Source organism: Pseudomonas peradeniyensis (assembly GCF_014268935.2).
Classification (GTDB): domain Bacteria; phylum Pseudomonadota; class Gammaproteobacteria; order Pseudomonadales; family Pseudomonadaceae; genus Aquipseudomonas; species Aquipseudomonas peradeniyensis.
In genome coordinates, this window is the sequence record NZ_JABWRJ020000001.1 from 1,441,413 (window position 1) to 1,458,050 (window position 16,638).

Annotated in this window: 14 protein-coding genes; 9 read left to right on the forward strand and 5 right to left on the reverse strand. The window is 65.4% G+C overall.

The window, feature by feature from the left end:
• Positions 1–127: 127 nt before the first annotated feature.
• The gene (locus tag HU751_RS06180) at positions 128–1,531 is read left to right on the forward strand and encodes a purine-cytosine permease family protein (RefSeq protein ID WP_186733223.1); all 1,404 of its coding nucleotides are present in this window, start codon (positions 128–130) and stop codon (positions 1,529–1,531) included.
• Positions 1,532–1,581: 50 nt separating this feature from the next.
• Here the strand turns inward: HU751_RS06180 and HU751_RS06185 are convergent, their stop codons facing one another.
• The 3 genes from HU751_RS06185 to HU751_RS06195 all read right to left on the reverse strand — a co-directional run bounded on the left by HU751_RS06185 (position 1,582) and on the right by HU751_RS06195 (position 6,452).
• A complete protein-coding gene (locus HU751_RS06185; RefSeq protein ID WP_186733222.1) occupies positions 1,582–3,204 on the reverse strand; it encodes a methyl-accepting chemotaxis protein in 1,623 nt (540 codons plus the stop codon).
• 202 nt (positions 3,205–3,406) lie between these two features.
• The gene (locus HU751_RS06190; protein ID WP_186733221.1) at positions 3,407–5,032 is read right to left on the reverse strand and encodes a methyl-accepting chemotaxis protein; all 1,626 of its coding nucleotides are present in this window, start codon (positions 5,030–5,032) and stop codon (positions 3,407–3,409) included.
• Between the two features lie 217 nt (positions 5,033–5,249).
• A complete protein-coding gene (locus HU751_RS06195; protein ID WP_186733220.1) occupies positions 5,250–6,452 on the reverse strand; it encodes an NAD(P)/FAD-dependent oxidoreductase in 1,203 nt (400 codons plus the stop codon).
• 271 nt (positions 6,453–6,723) lie between these two features.
• Between HU751_RS06195 and HU751_RS06200 the strand changes: the two genes are divergently transcribed.
• The 3 genes from HU751_RS06200 (at position 6,724) to HU751_RS06210 (ending at position 8,786) form a co-directional block, all read left to right on the forward strand.
• The gene (locus tag HU751_RS06200) at positions 6,724–7,266 is read left to right on the forward strand and encodes an RrF2 family transcriptional regulator (protein ID WP_186714388.1); all 543 of its coding nucleotides are present in this window, start codon (positions 6,724–6,726) and stop codon (positions 7,264–7,266) included.
• 146 nt (positions 7,267–7,412) lie between these two features.
• Positions 7,413–8,318, forward strand: a complete 906-nt coding sequence (locus tag HU751_RS06205) for a LysR family transcriptional regulator (protein WP_186714387.1) — start codon at positions 7,413–7,415, stop codon at positions 8,316–8,318.
• A gap of 207 nt (positions 8,319–8,525) precedes the next feature.
• On the forward strand, positions 8,526–8,786 hold the full coding sequence (locus HU751_RS06210; RefSeq protein ID WP_186733219.1) for a DUF1652 domain-containing protein: 261 nt from the start codon (positions 8,526–8,528) through the stop codon (positions 8,784–8,786).
• Positions 8,787–8,788: 2 nt separating this feature from the next.
• On the opposite strand, the gene HU751_RS06215 is transcribed toward HU751_RS06210, so the two are convergent.
• Both HU751_RS06215 and HU751_RS06220 read right to left on the reverse strand, forming a co-directional pair.
• Complete coding sequence (locus HU751_RS06215; protein WP_186714385.1) at positions 8,789–9,076, reverse strand: hypothetical protein; 288 nt, start codon at positions 9,074–9,076, stop codon at positions 8,789–8,791.
• A 444-nt stretch (positions 9,077–9,520) separates the two neighbouring features.
• Complete coding sequence (locus HU751_RS06220) at positions 9,521–9,871, reverse strand: response regulator (protein WP_186735215.1); 351 nt, start codon at positions 9,869–9,871, stop codon at positions 9,521–9,523.
• A gap of 255 nt (positions 9,872–10,126) precedes the next feature.
• Between HU751_RS06220 and HU751_RS06225 the strand changes: the two genes are divergently transcribed.
• From HU751_RS06225 to HU751_RS06245, 5 genes are read left to right on the forward strand one after another with little or no spacing between them, the layout of a single operon-like run.
• Positions 10,127–13,594 (forward strand): response regulator, encoded by a 3,468-nt coding sequence (locus HU751_RS06225; protein WP_186735213.1) that lies wholly within the window; start codon positions 10,127–10,129, stop codon positions 13,592–13,594.
• Positions 13,595–13,598: 4 nt separating this feature from the next.
• Positions 13,599–14,420: a CheR family methyltransferase gene (locus tag HU751_RS06230; RefSeq protein WP_050705979.1), complete on the forward strand. Its 822-nt coding sequence runs from the start codon at positions 13,599–13,601 to the stop codon at positions 14,418–14,420.
• Positions 14,417–14,992, forward strand: a complete 576-nt coding sequence (locus tag HU751_RS06235; RefSeq protein WP_186735211.1) for a chemotaxis protein CheB — start codon at positions 14,417–14,419, stop codon at positions 14,990–14,992. Before HU751_RS06230 ends, HU751_RS06235 begins: the two co-directional genes overlap by 4 nt.
• Positions 14,986–16,212 carry a hybrid sensor histidine kinase/response regulator gene (locus HU751_RS06240; protein ID WP_186735209.1) on the forward strand — a complete coding sequence of 409 codons (1,227 nt, stop codon included), beginning with the start codon at positions 14,986–14,988 and terminating at the stop codon, positions 16,210–16,212. The genes HU751_RS06235 and HU751_RS06240 overlap by 7 nt, the downstream gene beginning before the upstream one ends.
• A 44-nt stretch (positions 16,213–16,256) precedes the next feature.
• Complete coding sequence (locus HU751_RS06245) at positions 16,257–16,634, forward strand: response regulator (RefSeq protein WP_186714380.1); 378 nt, start codon at positions 16,257–16,259, stop codon at positions 16,632–16,634.
• The last annotated feature ends 4 nt before the right edge of the window (positions 16,635–16,638 follow it).

Here is a 16,638-nt window from a genome sequence, read left to right on the forward strand (position 1 = left end):
CTGTGCCGAAAAACCTCGGTGCAGTGTTGTCAAAAGCTTGGAATACCATAATATGGTGCGCAGCTGAGAGGCCGCCCCGAGCGGTTTCCTTACAACGATAAAAAACGACCTTTCGAGCTGAAATCCTATGTCCCAACCGTCGTCGCAACACCAGTTTGTCGAAAATCACACGGTCGATTACGTTCCACCTGCCGAGCGCCACGGGAAGGCGCGCGACCTGTTCACCCTCTGGTTCAGCACCAACATCGCGCCCCTGCCCATCGTCACCGGCGCCATGGTGATCCAGGTGTTCCACCTGAACCTGCTGTGGGGTCTGGTCGCCATCGTGCTGGGGCACCTGGCCGGCGGCGTGGTGATCGCCCTGGCCTCGGCGCAGGGGCCGCAGCTGGGCATTCCGCAGATGGTGCAGAGCCGGGGCCAGTTCGGCCGCTACGGTGCGCTGCTGATCGTGTTCTTTACCGCCCTGATTTATGTCGGCTTCTTCATTTCCAACATCGTCCTGGCGGGCAAGACCATCCACGGCATCACCCCGAGCGTGCCGATGCCGGGCGCGATCGTGATCGGTGCGTTGGGCGCGACGGCGATCGGTGTGATCGGTTACCGCTTCATCCATATCCTCAACCGCATCGGCACCTGGGTGATGGGTTCGGCACTGCTGGCCGGTTTCATCATGATGTTCGTCCAGGACCTGCCGGCTGATTTCTTCGGCCGTGGCGCCTTCAACCTGTCGGGCTTCATCGCCACCGTGTCGCTGGGCACCATCTGGCAGATCAGCTTCTCGCCGTACACCTCCGATTATTCGCGCTACCTGCCGCGTGAAGTGGGCATCGCCAGGCCGTTCTGGGCCACCTACTTCGGCGCTACCCTGGGCACCATCCTGTGCTTCAGTTTCGGGGCGGTGGCGGTGCTGTGCGTGCCCGAAGGCACCGATGCGATGGATGCGGTCAGGCAGGCCACCGGTTGGCTGGGGCCGATCCTGATGGTGCTGTTCCTGCTCAACATCATCAGCCACAACGCCCTCAACCTGTACGGCGCGGTGCTGTCGATCGTCACCGCGATCCAGACCTTCGCGGCGCAGTGGACGCCGAGCATCAAGGTGCGGGTGGTGTTGGCTGCGGTGATCCTGGCGGGTTGCGGGCTGGTGGCGCTGAATGCCTCGGCGGACTTCATCGGCCAGTTCATCGGGCTGATCCTGGCGCTGCTGCTGGTGCTGGTGCCGTGGGCGTCGATCAACCTGGTCGACTTCTATGTGATCAAGAGGGGGCAGTACGACATTGCCTCGATCTTCCGTGCCGACGGCGGGATCTATGGTCGCTTCAACCCCCACGCGATCATTGCCTACACCTGCGGCATCCTGGTGCAGTTGCCGTTTGCCAACACGTCGCTGTATGTCGGGCCTTACTCGAACATCGTCGAAGGAGCGGACCTGTCGTGGCTGTTCGGCCTGTTGGTGACGGTGCCCCTCTATTATTGCCTGGCGACGCGCAGCCAGCCGGCGAAGGCGGGGCAGGCAGTAGGCGCGAGTGACTGATCTTCGGGGTACAGGGCCGCATCGCGACCCCGCTTGTTCCAGTTCCAGACTCAGATCTTGAACTGCGCCACCAGGCCGTTGAGCTCCAACGCAAGGTGCGACAGGTCCTGGGCCGCCGCGCTGGTCTGGTTGGCGCCCGCCGAAGTCTGCAGCGACAGGTCGCGAATGTTCACCAGGTTGCGATCCACTTCCCGGGCCACCTGGGCCTGCTGCTCGGAGGCGGTGGCGATCACCAGGTTGCGCTGGTTGATCGCGGTGATCGCCTCGGCAATCCGTTCCAGGGCCTGGCCGGCCGACTGCGCCACTTCCAGGGTGCCGTTGGCCCGGCCCTGGCTGCTGTGCATGGCGCCGACCGCGCGCTCGGTGCCGTTCTGGATGCCGCCGATCATCTGCTCGATTTCCTCGGTGGACTGTTGGGTGCGATGGGCCAGGGCGCGGACCTCGTCGGCGACCACCGCGAAGCCACGGCCGGCCTCGCCGGCACGCGCAGCCTCGATGGCGGCGTTCAGGGCGAGCAGGTTGGTCTGGCCGGCGATCGAACCGATCACTTCGAGCACGCGGGTGATTTCGTTGGCGCTGCTGGCCAGTTGCTCGATTTCCTCGGCGGTGCCGGTCACGTCGTCCACCAGCAGCTGGATCGAGGCGAGTGCCTGGTTGACCTGGTCGCGCCCGTCGCGGGTGGTGCGGTCGGCGCCCTGGGAGGCGTCGGCGGTGCTGACGGCATTGCTGGCCACCTCCTCGACGGCGGCGGTCATCTGATTGACCGCCGTGGCGGCCTGGTCGATCTCGGCGCTTTGCTGGTGCAGGCCGCGACTGGTGTCATCGGTGACGCGGTGCAGCTCCTCGGAGGCCGAGGCCAGCTTTTCGGCGGAGGCGGTGATCCGGCACAAGGTGTCGCGCAGACTGCGCTGCATGTGATCCAGGGCATGCAGCAGCAACGCCGGTTCGTCACGGCCGGTGGCCGTGACCGGGCAGCTCAGGTCGCCGCTGGCGATGCGCTCGGCGACGGCGACGGCGTCGGCCAGCGGGGTGACGATGCTGCGGGTGAACAGCAGGGCGATCACGATCAGCGCCAGGACGATCAGTGCCACTGCGGCCATGATCATGGCCAGGGCCTGGTCGCCGACGGCGCTGCTGCGCTGCGAGGCCGCCTGGGCAGCCTGGTAGTTGAAGCCGACCAGGTTTGCCATGGCCTCCATCATGTGGTCGGCGCGCTGGACCAGCGGGCCGCTGATCAGGCGTCTGGCCTCGGCCATGTAGCCGGCGCCGATGGCGGCAAGCACCTGCTGTTGTTGCTCGGTGTACTGCTGGCGCGCTGTCAGCAAGGCATTGAACAGGCGACGGTCTTCACTGTCGTGGATGGTTCGCTCGTAGTCGCCGAGGTCTTCCTGCAGCGCCTTGTCGATGCTGTCGAGCAAGGCCAGGCTGGCGCTCTGGCTGGTGTCGCCCTCCAGGGCGACACGCAGTGTGGCGGCGCGCTGGCGGGCGAGCGTGCCGCTGATCTCGTTGAGGGCGATCACGGCGGGCAGCCAGTTGACGCGGATTTCATCCGTGGCCTCATCCATCTGCCTGGTAACGGACCAGGAGACGCATCCCAGGGCCAGGACCAGGGCCGCCAGCAGCGTGAACAGGCTGCTCGCCCGCTTGCCGATCTTCATGTTTCTCAACAGCATGGGTGTTCCTTGACGTATGAATGCAAACGCCAGGAGCATGGGCCGTGCAGCAGGCCGGGGATAGTCGCCAGGTCTCACGCAGTGCAGCGGTTTTTCCTATTCATCAGGGCCGCTATGCGATCGCGGAGCAAGCCTGTTCCTACAGCGATCTTGCAGTTGATCTGTAGGTGCGTACGTGCTCCGCGATGTCGGTACGGCGGGCTCAGACCTTGAACTGCGCCACCATCCCGTTCAGCTCCACCGCCAGGCGCGACAGGTCCTGGGCCGCCGCGCTGGTCTGGTTGGCGCCGGCCGAGGTCTGCATCGCTAGGTCGCGGATGTTCACCAGGTTGCGGTCCACCTCCCGGGCCACTTGGGCCTGCTGTTCGGAGGCTGTGGCGATCACCAGGTTGCGCTGGTTGATGGTGGCGATCGCCTCGGCGATCAGCTCCAGGGCCTGGCCGGCCGACTGCGCCACGGCCAGGGTGCCGTTGGCGCGGCCCTGGCTGCTGTGCATGGCGCTGACCGCACGCTCGGTGCCGGACTGGATGCCGCCGATCATCTGCTCGATTTCAGCGGTGGACTGTTGGGTGCGGTGGGCCAGGGCGCGCACCTCGTCGGCGACCACGGCGAAGCCGCGGCCAGCCTCACCGGCACGGGCGGCCTCGATGGCGGCGTTGAGCGCCAGCAGGTTGGTCTGCCCGGCGATCGAGCCGATCACGTCCAATACCTGGCTGATCTCGTTGGCGTGACTGGCCAGTTGCTCGATCTCCCCGGAGGTGCCGGTCACGTCATCGACCAGGTGCTGGATCGAGGCCAGTGCCTGGTTGACCTGGTCGCGACCGTCGCGGGTAGTGCGGTCGGCGCCCTGGGAGGCATCGGCGGTGCTCACGGCATTTGTGGCCACTTCTTCGACTGCGGCGGTCATCTGGTTGACCGCCGTGGCGGCCTGGTCGATCTCGGCGCTCTGCTGGTGCAGGCCGCGGCTGGTGTCCTCGGTGACGGTGTGCAGCTCCTCGGAGGCCGAGGCCAGTTGGTCGGAAGACGCGGCAATCCTGCGCAGGGTGTCGCGCAGGCTATGCTGCATGCGGCTCAGGGCGGCCAACAGCAAGGCCGGTTCGTCGCGGCCGAGCACGACGATCTCGCGGGTCAGGTCGCCGGTGGCGACCCGCTCGGCCACGGCAACGGCGTCGGCCAGGGGCACGACGATACTGCGAGTGAGGAGGGTGGCGATGCCGATCAGCGCCAGGGTTATCACGGCGATGGCGGCGATGATCAGGCTGAAGGCTTCGTCTGAGGCCGCGCTGCTGCGCAGCGAGGCCTGTTCGGCGCCCTTGGTGTTGTAGTCGATCAGCGTGGCCAGGGCTTTCATCATGCTGTCGGCATACTCCGCCAGCGGGCCGTTTACCAGGCGTCGGGCTTCGTCCAGCTGGTCATTGCCGGCGGCGGCGCGGATGGCTTGCTGCAATGCGTGATAGCGTTCGCTCAGGCCCATGAAGGTGTCGAACAGGGCGCGGTCATCCGCGGCGAAGATGGTGCGCTCGTAGGCCTTGAGGTCGTCTTCGAGCTGCTGGTTGACCTGGACGATCTTGTCCAGCGTGGAATGGCGGGCGCTGCTGCTGTCCTCCAGGACACTGCGCAGGGTCAGGGCGCGGGCCCGGCCCAGGTTGCTGCTGACCTCGCCCAGGGCGAGCACGGCGGGCATCCAGGTGAGACGGATTTCGTCGGTGGCGCTGTCCATCCGCCGGGTTTCGTAGAGGGCGACCAAGCCCAGGGCCAGGACCAGGGCCCCGAGCAGGGTGAACATTCCTGCTGCCCGAATACCGATCTTCATGTTCCGTAACTGCATGCGACGCTCCTTGACGGTGGCTGGCAGGCGTCAAGAGCGCGGACTGACCGGGCTCGGCTGGAAAGGCTCTCGATGCACTGCGAAGGGGGTTATATCCTCACGGTTCATGTTGTTTTTTCTGAATGATGACATAACGCCACTATTATTGACCAGTCGTTCAATGTAATGACACATACAAACAGGCCCGTCACTTCCGGGACGGGCCTGTTGTTTTCGTTCACTCGACGATCGGAATCAGCGGGTCGGCCGCTGCCAGGGCCTGGGCGCGGTCGGCGGCCGGCGGGTAGATCCAGACCGAGTTGATCTGGCGTTTGAGGTTCTTGCCTTCCTGGCCCTGCAGCTTCAGTTCGCGGGTCCAGCCTTCGCTGTACGCGGCGCCCCAGTCGCCCAGGTCCAGGCAGGTGACGTACTTGGGCTGGCGGTACGCTATTGGCGCCTGGCCCAGCAGGTCGGCCATGGCGTTGTTGCCGCTGTGGCGACCCATGGGGATGGCGTGCTGGCAGGTCATCAGGGCGTGGTTGCCCAGCTCGTCGACCGCGGCCCAGGCCACGTCGCCGGTGGCGTAGATGTGCGCCTGGCCGATCACCTTGAGGTGGTCGTCGACGCGCAGGCGACCGAAGCCGTCACGCTCGCCAGCGACCTGCGCGGTCAACGGACTGGCCTTGACGCCGGCGGTCCAGATCACGGTCTTGCTGGCGATGTACTCGCCGTTGTCCAGGGTCACGCCACCGGCATCTGCCGACACCACCGAGGTGCCGGTCAGCCATTCGACGCCAGCCTGCTCGCTGGCGGCGACGATGGCCGGGGTGATCCCGGCGCCGAGGGCGGCACCGACGCTGGCGCCACGATCGATCAGCACCACGCGGGCATGGCCTTCACCGAGGATGGCGCGCAGGCGCAGCGGCATCTCGGTGGCGGTCTCGATGCCAGTGAAGCCGCCGCCGCAGACCACCACGGTGTTGCGTGCCGGCGAGGCGGGCAGGCTGGCCAGGCCGTGCAGGTGCTGTTCCAGGCGCACGGCCGATTCCATCTGGTCGACATCGAAGCTGTGTTCGGCCAGGCCCGGCACGGCAGGGCGGGCCACTTGGCTGCCGGCGGCGAGGATCAGGCGGTCATAGGCGAGCTGTTGCGGCAGGCCATCGGCATCGCGGTAGCCGACCTGGCGGGCGGCGCTGTCGATGCTGTCGGCGGTGCCAGGGATGAATTCCACGCCCACCACGTCGAATAGGGCCTCCAGCGGTGCCTGCAGCGTGTGGACGTCGGCTTCGTAGAAGCGTGGGCGGATGCGCAGTTGCGGCTGCGGGGCCAGCACGCTGATGCGCACGTCGCCGCGCTGGGCCTGGTCGAGCAGGCGAGCGGCGCTCAGGGCGCTCCAGACACCGGCAAAGCCGGCACCGATGATCAGGATACGAGAGGTCATGTGGGTGCTCCGCAAGGATAGGAAAAAAGTCTTCGATGAGGCGTTCACTGCCTTTCGAGCAACTACGACTGTATTGGTCGTAGTTAAGTTCGGCAAGTATTTTTTTTCGGGGCGTGCGTTCGCAAACGCTGGTGAATCGGCTGTAGCCAGCGTGTTTATTGGCTTCTGTGGAGGTGTTGATGTGCCTGTGCAGCGACGGACGGCGACGACCGGCTTTGCCTGTCACCGATGAAGGGCGTACTATTTGCGACAGATCTAGTCGGAGATTGATATGTCCCTTTACAGCGCCGGTGTCGAATACGGCATCCACTGCCTGCTGTTCCTGGTGGACGAGCGCGGCGACAGCCGCGAGTCCAGCGTGCGCGACCTGGCCGAGTTGCAGGGCGTGCCCCAGGAATACCTGGCCAAGGTCTTCACCAAGCTGGCCCGCGCCGGGCTGGTGGCGGCGACCGAAGGCGTGCGCGGCGGGTTCCGCCTGGCGCGGCCTTCCGATGAGATCACCGTGCTGGATATCGTCACGGCCATCGACGGGCCGAAGAAGCTCTTCGATTGCCGCGAGATCCGCGAGCGTTGCGCGGTGTTCGAGGGCGCCGCGCCGGCCTGGGCCACCGAAGGCACCTGCGCAATCCATGCGGTGATGCTGGGGGCACAGAAGCGCATGGAGGAGGCGCTGGCCCAGCAGACCATCCTCGACCTGGCGCGGCGCTTCGGGCGCAAGGCGCCGGCCGAGTTCGGGCAGAAGGTCAATGACTGGATGAGCGAGCGCCGCGACGGCAAGGGCGCGGGAGGGGATATTCCGCTGCAGGCCGTCTGACGACCAGGGGCGGTTGGGCGGCGCAACGGAAAATTGTGCTCAACCCCAAGGTAAATCCTTGTCTGCGCGGCCAGCCCACACGTGCCAAGCCGAGGTAAGCTGACAGAAAAATTCCGTGCGCTGCCCCCGGCGCCAGAGAGGTCAGCGTGGCTTCCTACACCTTGCGCCAACTCAAGTACTTCGTCACCACCGTGGAGGCCGGCAGCGTCGCTGAGGCCTCGCGTCAGCTGTATATCGCCCAGCCGTCGATTTCCACCGCGATCAAGAGCCTGGAAGAGAGCTTCGGCGTGCAGCTGTTCATCCGCCATCACGCCCAGGGCGTGTCGCTGACGCCCAGCGGCAAGCGCTTCTACGCCAAGACCCGGGCCTTGCTGCAGATGGCCCATGAGTTCGAGCAGAACGCCCTGGCCGACAACGACACGGTGGCCGGGCAGATCGACATCGGCTGTTTCGAGACCGTGGCGCCTTTGTACCTGCCGCGGCTGATCGCCGGTTTTCGCCAGCGTTACCCGGGGGTGGACATCCGCCTGCGCGACGGCGAACAGCAGGACCTGATCCAGGGCCTGACGGCGGGCACCTTCGACCTGGCGTTCCTTTACGATCATGACCTGGACGGCACCATCGAGACCGAGCCGTTGATGCCGGCGCAGAAGCCCTATGTGCTGCTGCCGGAAAAGCACCGTTTCGCCGGCCAGACCCAGGTGTCGCTGCGCGACCTGTGCCCGGAACCGATGATCCTGCTCGATGTGGCGCCGAGCCGCACCTACTTCGTCAGCCTGTTCAACGAGCTGGGGCTGACGCCGAACATCGTCTTCAGTTCGCCGTCGATCGAGATGGTCCGGGGCATGGTGGGGCAGGGCTTCGGTTTCTCGCTGCTGGTGACCCGGCCGCACTCCGAGTTCACCTACGACGGACAGCGCCTGGTGACCCTCGACATCACCGAGCCGGTGGCGCTGTCGGGCCTGGCGGCGGCGCACCTCAAGCGTGTGCAACTGACCAAACCGGCGCAATTGTTCGTGGAGTTCTGTCGCGAGGAGCTTGCACGGTTTTAAACACCGACCACCCGTCGCCAAGATGGTCGCATCGATCGAACAATCCCATGCCGGTGGTTTCTTCCACTAAGGTGCTAGAGGCACTTCGACGTTGTCATTGCCTGGGCGAATGGACCTGCACCCGGGCATGGGCAATATCAATTGGCAGCCTGCCAGTCGAGGGCGTACCACACCCAACAGGCCATCCAGTACAGAGAGGGTCGTACCATGTCGTTGATTGGCGTTTCGATGCTTGAGATGCGGCAAATGATCGAACAGGCCTGCCTGCCTGACCGCTGCGAGGTGAGTTGCCCGGACGGCGAACACCTGACCATTCGCCTGGGACAGGGACAGAGCCTGGACGACTGCCTGACCGTGACCGGCGTGCCGATCGCCGAGCTCAACAGCTGCCATGACCTACTGGGACTGGTGGCACGGGTCAAAGCGCAGCGCATTGCCCCGACCACCGTGCGCAAGGTCAGCGCCTGAGGTCATAAGAGCTCGAGCAGCAGGTTGATGCCACCGTCACCGCATTTGACATGCTCGCGGACCACCCCGCGGTAGTTGCGTCCTTCCCAGGCGAAGGCGACGCTGTGGGCTTTCTCGACCTTGCCCGGCAGCGGCGGCTCGATATGCAGGCGCAGTGCCGGGCGGCCTTGCAGGCTGAGGGCCGCCAGTTGTACCTGACACTCGGCGCGCTGGGCCACCCGGCCGAACAGGGTGTCGCGGACAAAGTCCAGTTCCAGCAGGACGCAGGGGGCGCGGCAGGGCATCTTCATGGTGGCGTTCCGGCGAAAGAGGCATACCTCGAACGTTGGAAGCTTAAAAGTGCAAGACGTTCAAATTATTTCAGAAGGTGTGCGACGTTAGAGCTGTAGCGCCTATCAGGCCGAGCGCCGCCCGCGCGGCGCATCGCGGATGAATCCGCTCCTACATTTGTTGCAACGTGGCCATGCCTGATAGGCCATGGTGGTAAGCCTTGTGCGCTCGACGCGGTTTTCGGTGGGCATTGCTGGCGCCCCACCTGTCTCAAGACCGGCACCAAGGCTGGCAACCATGGCCTGACAGGTTCGGTACGTTGCAACAAATGTAGGAGCGGATTCATCCGCGATGCGCCGCGCGGGCGGCGCTCGATCTCATAGGCGCTGCAAGGTATGTGGTGGACGCCTGGAGGCCCCATCCGATCATCAGACACGGGGTTCGAGCCAGGCGTGGACGATCCGCTATGGCGCACCGAGAATCTCCAGCACCTTATCGCGCAGTTGATCGATGCTGAACGGCTTGCCGATCAGGTGCATGCCCTCGGGCACAGTGAAGCTCTCGGCATAGCCGCTGGCGAACAGCACCGGCAGCAATGGCCGGACTTCGCGGGCCTTGGCGGCCAGTTCCTCGCCGCGCAGGTCGGGCAGGCCGACGTCGGTCATCAACAGCGCCAGCGGCTGGTCGGGATCCTCGATGATCTTCAGGGCCGCGCCGGCACTGTCGGCCTCGATGGCGGTATAGCCCAGTTCGCCGAGCACTTCGACTATCAGCATGCGTACGATGTCGTCGTCTTCGACTACCAGAAGGTGCATGGTGCGGATCCTGTTTCGATGGATTGTCTCTACTCTGTGCGCAGGGCCATGGCAGAAGTTCCCAAGCTTAACGGCACGGGCAAATAGATGGAACGATTGCCATAGACAGGCTTCAAATACTGGCTAAATGCCCTGCCAGATCCGCCAAAGCTGGTTAGACTCGCTGTATTCCCCCGGTCGGTCTGGCACAGGTAGCACTTACAAGACGTAGCCGTCGGACTGTTCAATGGACTTTTTTCACTCGGGCACTTTCAGATGATTCAAGCAGCCTCGATGGACCAACGCAGCTTTCGCAAACTGCTGAGCCGCAACGTCGGCCTGCCCCTGGGCGTAGGGCTCCTGGGCGCCGTGGCGTTTGTCGCGGTGATCAACTACCTGCTCTCGGCCATGCAGTGGGTCGAGCACACCGACCGGGTGATCGGCAATGCCAACGAGACGATCAAGCTGTCGATCGATATGGAAACCGGCATGCGCGGCTACCTGCTGACCGGCGAGGAGCGTTTCCTCGATCCGTACGAGGTGGCCAAGCCGCGCATCTTCGGCAGCCTGGACAGCCTGAAGGAAATGGTCGCCGACAACCCCCAGCAGGTCGACCGCATCGACCGCATCGCGGCCTTGCAGCGTGAATGGAACACCTTTGGCAACGAGATGATCAGCCAGCGCCGCAGCCAGGGCGATGTGCAAGCGTCGATCGGTCGTGGCCGCGGCAAGCGCCTGACCGACGAGATCCGCAAGGAGTTCGATACCTTCATCAACACCGAACAGCAGCTGCGCACGACGCGCAACGAGACGGTCAGCAGGGTCACGGTCACCGCGATCTCGGCTTTCGTGCTGTTCATCGTCGCCCTGAGCGCCTTGCTCGCCTACCTGGGGCGTCGTGACTTGCTGGCATTGTCGTCCAGCTACGTGTCGAACCTGGAGGCCCAGCAACGCGCCGCCGAGCGCCTGGAGCACCAGGCCTGGCTGCGCGCCGGGCAGACCCAGCTGGCCGAGCAGGTGCTGGGCCAACTGACCCTGCCCATGCTCGGCGACAATATCCTGCGCTTCTTCGCCGGCTACCTGGGCAGCGTGGTCGGCGCGCTGTACGTGCGCGATGAGCATGGCCAGCTGGTGCGGGTCGCCACCTATGGCCTGGATGCCGAACAGCAGGGGAGCGAGCCGCGTCTGGGTGATCATGCCGGCCTGCTGGGCGAGGCGGTGGTCCAAGGGCGCCTGCTGCGTCTGGACGCGCTGCCGGAGGACTACTATCGCTTGAGTTCGGGCCTTGGCAGCGGCCTGCCGCGCAGCGGCGTGCTGGTGCCGTCCCAGGACGACGGGCGGGTCAACGGCGTGCTGGAGCTGGGTTTCCTGCGCGCGCTGCAGGAGCGCGACGTGGAGCTGCTGGAGCGGATCACCGAGAACCTGGGCATCTCCATCGAGAGCGCGCGCTACCGCCAGCGCCTGCAGGAGGTGCTGGCCGAGACCCAGCAGCTCAACGAGGAGCTGCAGGTGCAGCAGGAGGAGCTCAAGACCGCCAACGAGGAGCTCGAGGAGCAGTCGCGGGTACTCAAGGAGTCCCAGGCTCACCTTGAGACCCAGCAGGCGGAACTTGAGCAGACCAACGAGCAACTGGCCGAGCGCACCGAAGCCCTGGACCGCAAGAACGGCGAGCTCAACCAGGCCCAGGTCGAACTGCAGGCCCGCGCCGACGATCTGCAGCGCTCGAGCAAGTACAAGTCCGAGTTCCTTGCCAACATGTCCCACGAGCTGCGCACGCCGCTCAACAGCTCGCTGATCCTGGCCAAGCTCTTGTCCGAGAACGCCGAGGGCAACCTCAGCGAGGAGCAGGTCAAGTTCGCCGAGTCGATCTACTCGGCCGGCAACGATCTGCTGAACCTGATCAACGATATCCTCGACATCGCCAAGGTCGAGGCCGGCAAGCTCGAGGTGCGCGCCGAGAGCACGCCGCTGGAGCGCCTGGTCGATGGCCTGCGGGGTATGTTCCAGCCGCTCGCCCAGGACAAGGGCCTGGCTTTCGAGGTCAAGCTCGAGCAGCCGTTGCCGGCGAGCCTGTTCACCGACCGCCAGCGCCTGGAGCAGATCCTCAAGAACCTGCTGTCCAACGCCATCAAGTTCACCGAGCGCGGCCAGGTCAGCCTGGGCATCAGCCACCAGGCCGGCCTGGGTATCGTCTTCGCCGTGCGCGACACCGGCATCGGTATCGCCGCCGACCAGCAGCAGGCGATCTTCGGCGCCTTCCACCAGGTCGACGGCACCAGCAACCGCCGCTATGGCGGCACCGGGCTGGGCCTGTCGATCTCCCGCGACCTGGCGCACCTGCTGGGCGGGCAGATCAACGTCGACAGCAGCCCGGGGCAGGGCAGCGTGTTCAGTCTGATCCTGCCGGAACACTTCGAGCCGTCGGCGCAACAGGTCGAGGTGCACAGTCTGCGCCCGGCAGTCGACGAACTGCCACCAGCGCCGCCGGTACCGGCGCCGGTGCGCACCGAGCGCCCGGCCCCGGCCTTCGCCGACGACCGCGCCCAGGCGCCGTTCGCCAACCGCTGCATCCTGGTGATCGAGGACGAGCCGAACTTCGCCCGCATCCTCTTCGACCTGGCCCACGAACTGGGCTACAGCTGCCTGGTCGCCCATGCCGCCGACGAAGGCTTCGAGCTGGCCGCGCAGTACCTGCCCGACGCCATCCTGCTGGACATGCGCCTGCCCGACCATTCCGGGCTCACCGTGCTGCAGCGCCTGAAAGAGCAGGCCGGCACCCGGCATATCCCGGTGCACATCATCTCGGTGGAGGACCGCGTCGAGGCGGCCATGCACATGGGCGCGGTGGGCTACGCGGTCAAACCCACCAGCCGCGAGGAGCTCAAGGCGGTGTTCGGCCGCCTGGAGGCCAAGCTCACGCAGAAGCTCAAGCACATCCTGCTGGTGGAGGACGATGACCTGCAGCGCGAAAGCATCGCCCGCCTGATCGGCGACGACGATATCCAGATCACCGCCGTGGCCATGGCCCAGGACGCCCTGGCACTGCTGCGCGAGAACATCTACGACTGCATGATCATCGACCTCAAGCTGCCCGACATGCTCGGCAACGAGCTGCTCAAGCGCATGACCGCCGAGGACATCCGCAGCTTCCCGCCGGTGATCGTCTACACCGGGCGCAACCTCACCCGCGAGGAGGAGGCCGACCTGCTCAAGTATTCGCGCTCGATCATCATCAAGGGCGCGCGTTCGCCCGAGCGTCTGCTCGACGAAGTCACGCTGTTCCTGCACAAGGTCGAGTCGCAGCTGTCCAACGAACGCCAGCGCATGCTCAAGACCGCGCGCAGCCGCGACAAGGTGTTCGAGGGGCGCAAGGTCCTGCTGGTGGACGACGACGTGCGCAATATCTTCGCCCTGACCAGCGCCCTGGAGCACAAGGGCGCCATCGTCGAGATCGGCCGCAACGGGCGCGAGGCCATCGAGTGCCTGGAGGCCAACGACGACATCGACCTGGTGCTGATGGACGTGATGATGCCGGAGATGGACGGCTACGAGGCCACCCGGCTGATTCGCCAGCAGCCGCGCTGGCGCAAGCTGCCGATCATCGCCGTGACCGCCAAGGCGATGAAGGACGACCAGCAGCGCTGCCTGCAGGCTGGCGCCAACGACTACCTGGCCAAACCGATCGACCTGGACCGCCTGTTCTCGCTGATCCGGGTCTGGCTGCCGCAATTGGAGCGAATCTGAAATCTTGACCAGTGAACGCAACACCGATATCGAGATCCGGCTGCTGATCGAGGCGATCTACCTCAAGTACAGCTACGATTTTCGCGATTACTCCGGCGCCTCGATCAAGCGCCGGATCCTCCACGCCGTGCGTCAGTTCGACTGCCGCACGGTGTCGGCGCTGCAGGAGCGGGTGCTGCACGACCCGGGCATGTTCCTTGAGCTGCTGCAGTACCTGACGATCCCGGTCAGCGAGATGTTCCGCGACCCCGGGCATTTCCTCGCGCTGCGCAACGAAGTGGTGCCGCTGCTGCGCACCTGGCCGTCGCTGAAGCTGTGGATCGCCGGCTGCAGCACCGGCGAGGAGGTGTACTCCATGGCCATCCTGCTGCGCGAGGAAGGCCTGCTGGAGCGCACCATCCTCTATGCCACCGACATCAATCCGCACTCGCTGGAGCGCGCCAAGCAGGGCATCTACTCGATGCAGAGCATGCGCGAGTACGAGGAGAACTACCGCAAGGCCGGTGGCCGGCGGGATTTCTCCGAGTACTATACCGCCGCCTACGGCAACGCCATCATGGACTCAAGCCTGCGCGACAACGTGACCTTCGCCGACCACAGCCTGGCCACCGACAGCGTGTTTTCCGAGACCCAGCTGGTGTCATGCCGCAACGTGCTGATCTACTTCAACAAGGATCTGCAGGACCGCGCCCTGGGCCTGTTCCACGAGTCGCTGTGCCACCGTGGTTTCCTGGTGCTGGGCAGCAAGGAGTCGGTGGATTTCTCGGCCTACAGTGAAGGCTTCGAGCCGCTGGTGCGGCCCGAGCGGATCTACCGCAAGACATGAACGGCGTGAGCGCGATCGTCATCGGTGCCTCGGCGGGCGGCGTCACGGCGCTGTTCAGCGTGCTTGGCGCATTGCCGGCCGATTTCGCCATCCCGGTACTGTGCCTGCTGCACCTGCCGGACGACCGCCACAGCCAGCTCGCCGAAGTGTTGCAGCGGCGCCTGCGCCGGCCGGTGCGCGAGGCCCTGGACAAGGCGCGGATCGAGCCGGGGCTGATCTACGTGGCGGGGCCGGGTTATCACTTGTCGGTCGAGCGCGACTTCAGCTTCTCGCTCAGCCAGGAAGCGCCGGTGCATTTCTCGCGCCCGGCGATCGATTTTCTCTTCGAGTCGGCCGCCGATGCCTATGGCCCGGGCCTGCTCGGCGTGCTGCTCACCGGGGCCAACGAAGACGGCGCCCGCGGGCTTTTGCGCATCAGACAAAGCGGTGGCCGGACGGTTGTCCAGGACCCCCGCGACGCACAGGTGGCGTTGATGCCGGAGGCCGCCCTGGCCCTGCACGACCCTGACCATATTCTTTCCCTTGGCGGTATCGGGCAGTTGCTCGCTACCCTGGAACCCAGCGCATGCTAAGCCACATCACCGCGAAACTGCTGATCGTCGACGACCTGCCGGAGAACCTGCTGGCCCTCGACGCCCTGATCCAGGGCGAGGACCGCGAGGTGCACCAGGCGCAGTCCGCCGAGCAGGCCTTGTCGCTGCTGCTCGAGCACGAGTTCGCCCTGGCCATTCTCGATGTGCAGATGCCGGGCATGAACGGCTTCGAGCTGGCCGAGCTGATGCGCGGCACGGAAAAGACCCGCAACATTCCCATCGTCTTCGTCAGCGCCGCCGGGCGCGAGATGAACTACGCCTTCAAGGGCTACGAGAGCGGCGCCGTGGATTTCCTGCACAAGCCGCTGGAAACCCTGGCGGTGAAGAGCAAGGTGTCGGTGTTCGTCGACCTGTTCCGCCAGCGCAAGGCCCTGGATCGTCAGTTGCAGGCCCTGGAGCAGAGCCGCCAGGAGCAGGAGCTGCTGCTGGCCCAGCTGCAGGTGGCGCGGGGCGAGCTGGAGCACGCGGTACGCATGCGCGACGACTTCATGTCGATCGTCTCCCACGAGGTGCGCACGCCGCTCAACGGGCTGATCCTGGAGACCCAGCTGCGCCGCCTGCACCTGTCCCGCGGCAACCTGGCGGCGTTCAGCGAGGACAAGCTCAAGGCCATGGTCGAGCGCGACGAGCGCCAGATCAACAGCCTGATCCGCCTGGTCGAGGACATGCTCGATGTGTCGCGGATCCGTACCGGCAAGCTGTCGATCCGCCCCCGGACCTTCGACCTCGGTCAGCTTGTACGGGGCCTGGTGGAGAACTTCGCCGCCCAGGCCGGCGCCGTGGACACGCCGCTCGAACTGCAGCGCTGCGACCCCTTGCAGGGCGAGTGGGACGAGTTCCGGATTGAACAAGTGGTGGCCAACCTGTTGTCCAATGCCTTGCGCTACGGTGACCGCAAACCGGTGCAGGTACGGGTGTTCGAGGAGGACGACATGGCCTGCGTGCAGGTGCAGGACCATGGCATCGGCATCGATGCCCAGCATCTGCAGCGGATCTTCCAGCAGTTCGAGCGCGTCGCCGCGCAGCAGGCCACGGGCGGCCTGGGCCTGGGTCTGTACATCTCCGAGCAGATCGTCCTGGCCCACGGCGGGCGGATCCAGGTCGACAGCCAGGCCGGCGTCGGCTCGACCTTCACCGTGCGCCTGCCGCTGTCGGCGCAGTCGCAACATTGTGACCCGGCCCGCGCAACCTCTGCGTAGTGCTGGGGTCTGATGGCCAACCTGTTGAATGCGAAGGCGTTGTCATGAGTGAAGATGCACAAGACGTGGTACTGGTGGTCGAGGACGAGCCGGCGATCCGCATGATCCTGCGCGACTACCTGGCCGGCGAGGGCTACCACGTGCTGGTGGCCGAAGATGGCGAGCAGGCGTTCGCGATCCTGGCGAGCAAGCCGCACCTGGACCTGATGGTCACTGATTTCCGCCTGCCAGGGGGGATTTCCGGAGTGGAGATCGCCGAGCCTGCGGTGAAGCTGCGCCCGGACCTGAAGGTGATCTTCATCAGTGGCTACCCGGCGGAGATTGTCGAGTCGGGCAGCCCGATCGCGCGCAAGGCGCCGATCCTGGCCAAGCCGTTCGACCTCGACACGCTCCACGAGCAGATCCAGGCGCTGTTGCGTTAGGCGC

Bases quoted from the DNA above. Each gene is read 5' to 3' on its own strand.
- HU751_RS06180 (WP_186733223.1), top strand. From the start codon at position 128: ATGTCCCAACCGTCGTCGCAACACCAGTTTGTCGAAAATCACACGGTC.
- HU751_RS06185 (WP_186733222.1), bottom strand. From the start codon at position 3,204: ATGCTGTTGAGAAACATGAAGATCGGCAAGCGGGCGAGCAGCCTGTTC.
- HU751_RS06190 (WP_186733221.1), bottom strand. From the start codon at position 5,032: ATGCAGTTACGGAACATGAAGATCGGTATTCGGGCAGCAGGAATGTTC.
- HU751_RS06195 (WP_186733220.1), bottom strand. From the start codon at position 6,452: ATGACCTCTCGTATCCTGATCATCGGTGCCGGCTTTGCCGGTGTCTGG.
- HU751_RS06200 (WP_186714388.1), top strand. From the start codon at position 6,724: ATGTCCCTTTACAGCGCCGGTGTCGAATACGGCATCCACTGCCTGCTG.
- HU751_RS06210 (WP_186733219.1), top strand. From the start codon at position 8,526: ATGTCGTTGATTGGCGTTTCGATGCTTGAGATGCGGCAAATGATCGAA.
- HU751_RS06215 (WP_186714385.1), bottom strand. From the start codon at position 9,076: ATGAAGATGCCCTGCCGCGCCCCCTGCGTCCTGCTGGAACTGGACTTT.
- HU751_RS06220 (WP_186735215.1), bottom strand. From the start codon at position 9,871: ATGCACCTTCTGGTAGTCGAAGACGACGACATCGTACGCATGCTGATA.
- HU751_RS06225 (WP_186735213.1), top strand. From the start codon at position 10,127: ATGATTCAAGCAGCCTCGATGGACCAACGCAGCTTTCGCAAACTGCTG.
- HU751_RS06235 (WP_186735211.1), top strand. From the start codon at position 14,417: ATGAACGGCGTGAGCGCGATCGTCATCGGTGCCTCGGCGGGCGGCGTC.
- HU751_RS06240 (WP_186735209.1), top strand. From the start codon at position 14,986: ATGCTAAGCCACATCACCGCGAAACTGCTGATCGTCGACGACCTGCCG.
- HU751_RS06245 (WP_186714380.1), top strand. From the start codon at position 16,257: ATGAGTGAAGATGCACAAGACGTGGTACTGGTGGTCGAGGACGAGCCG.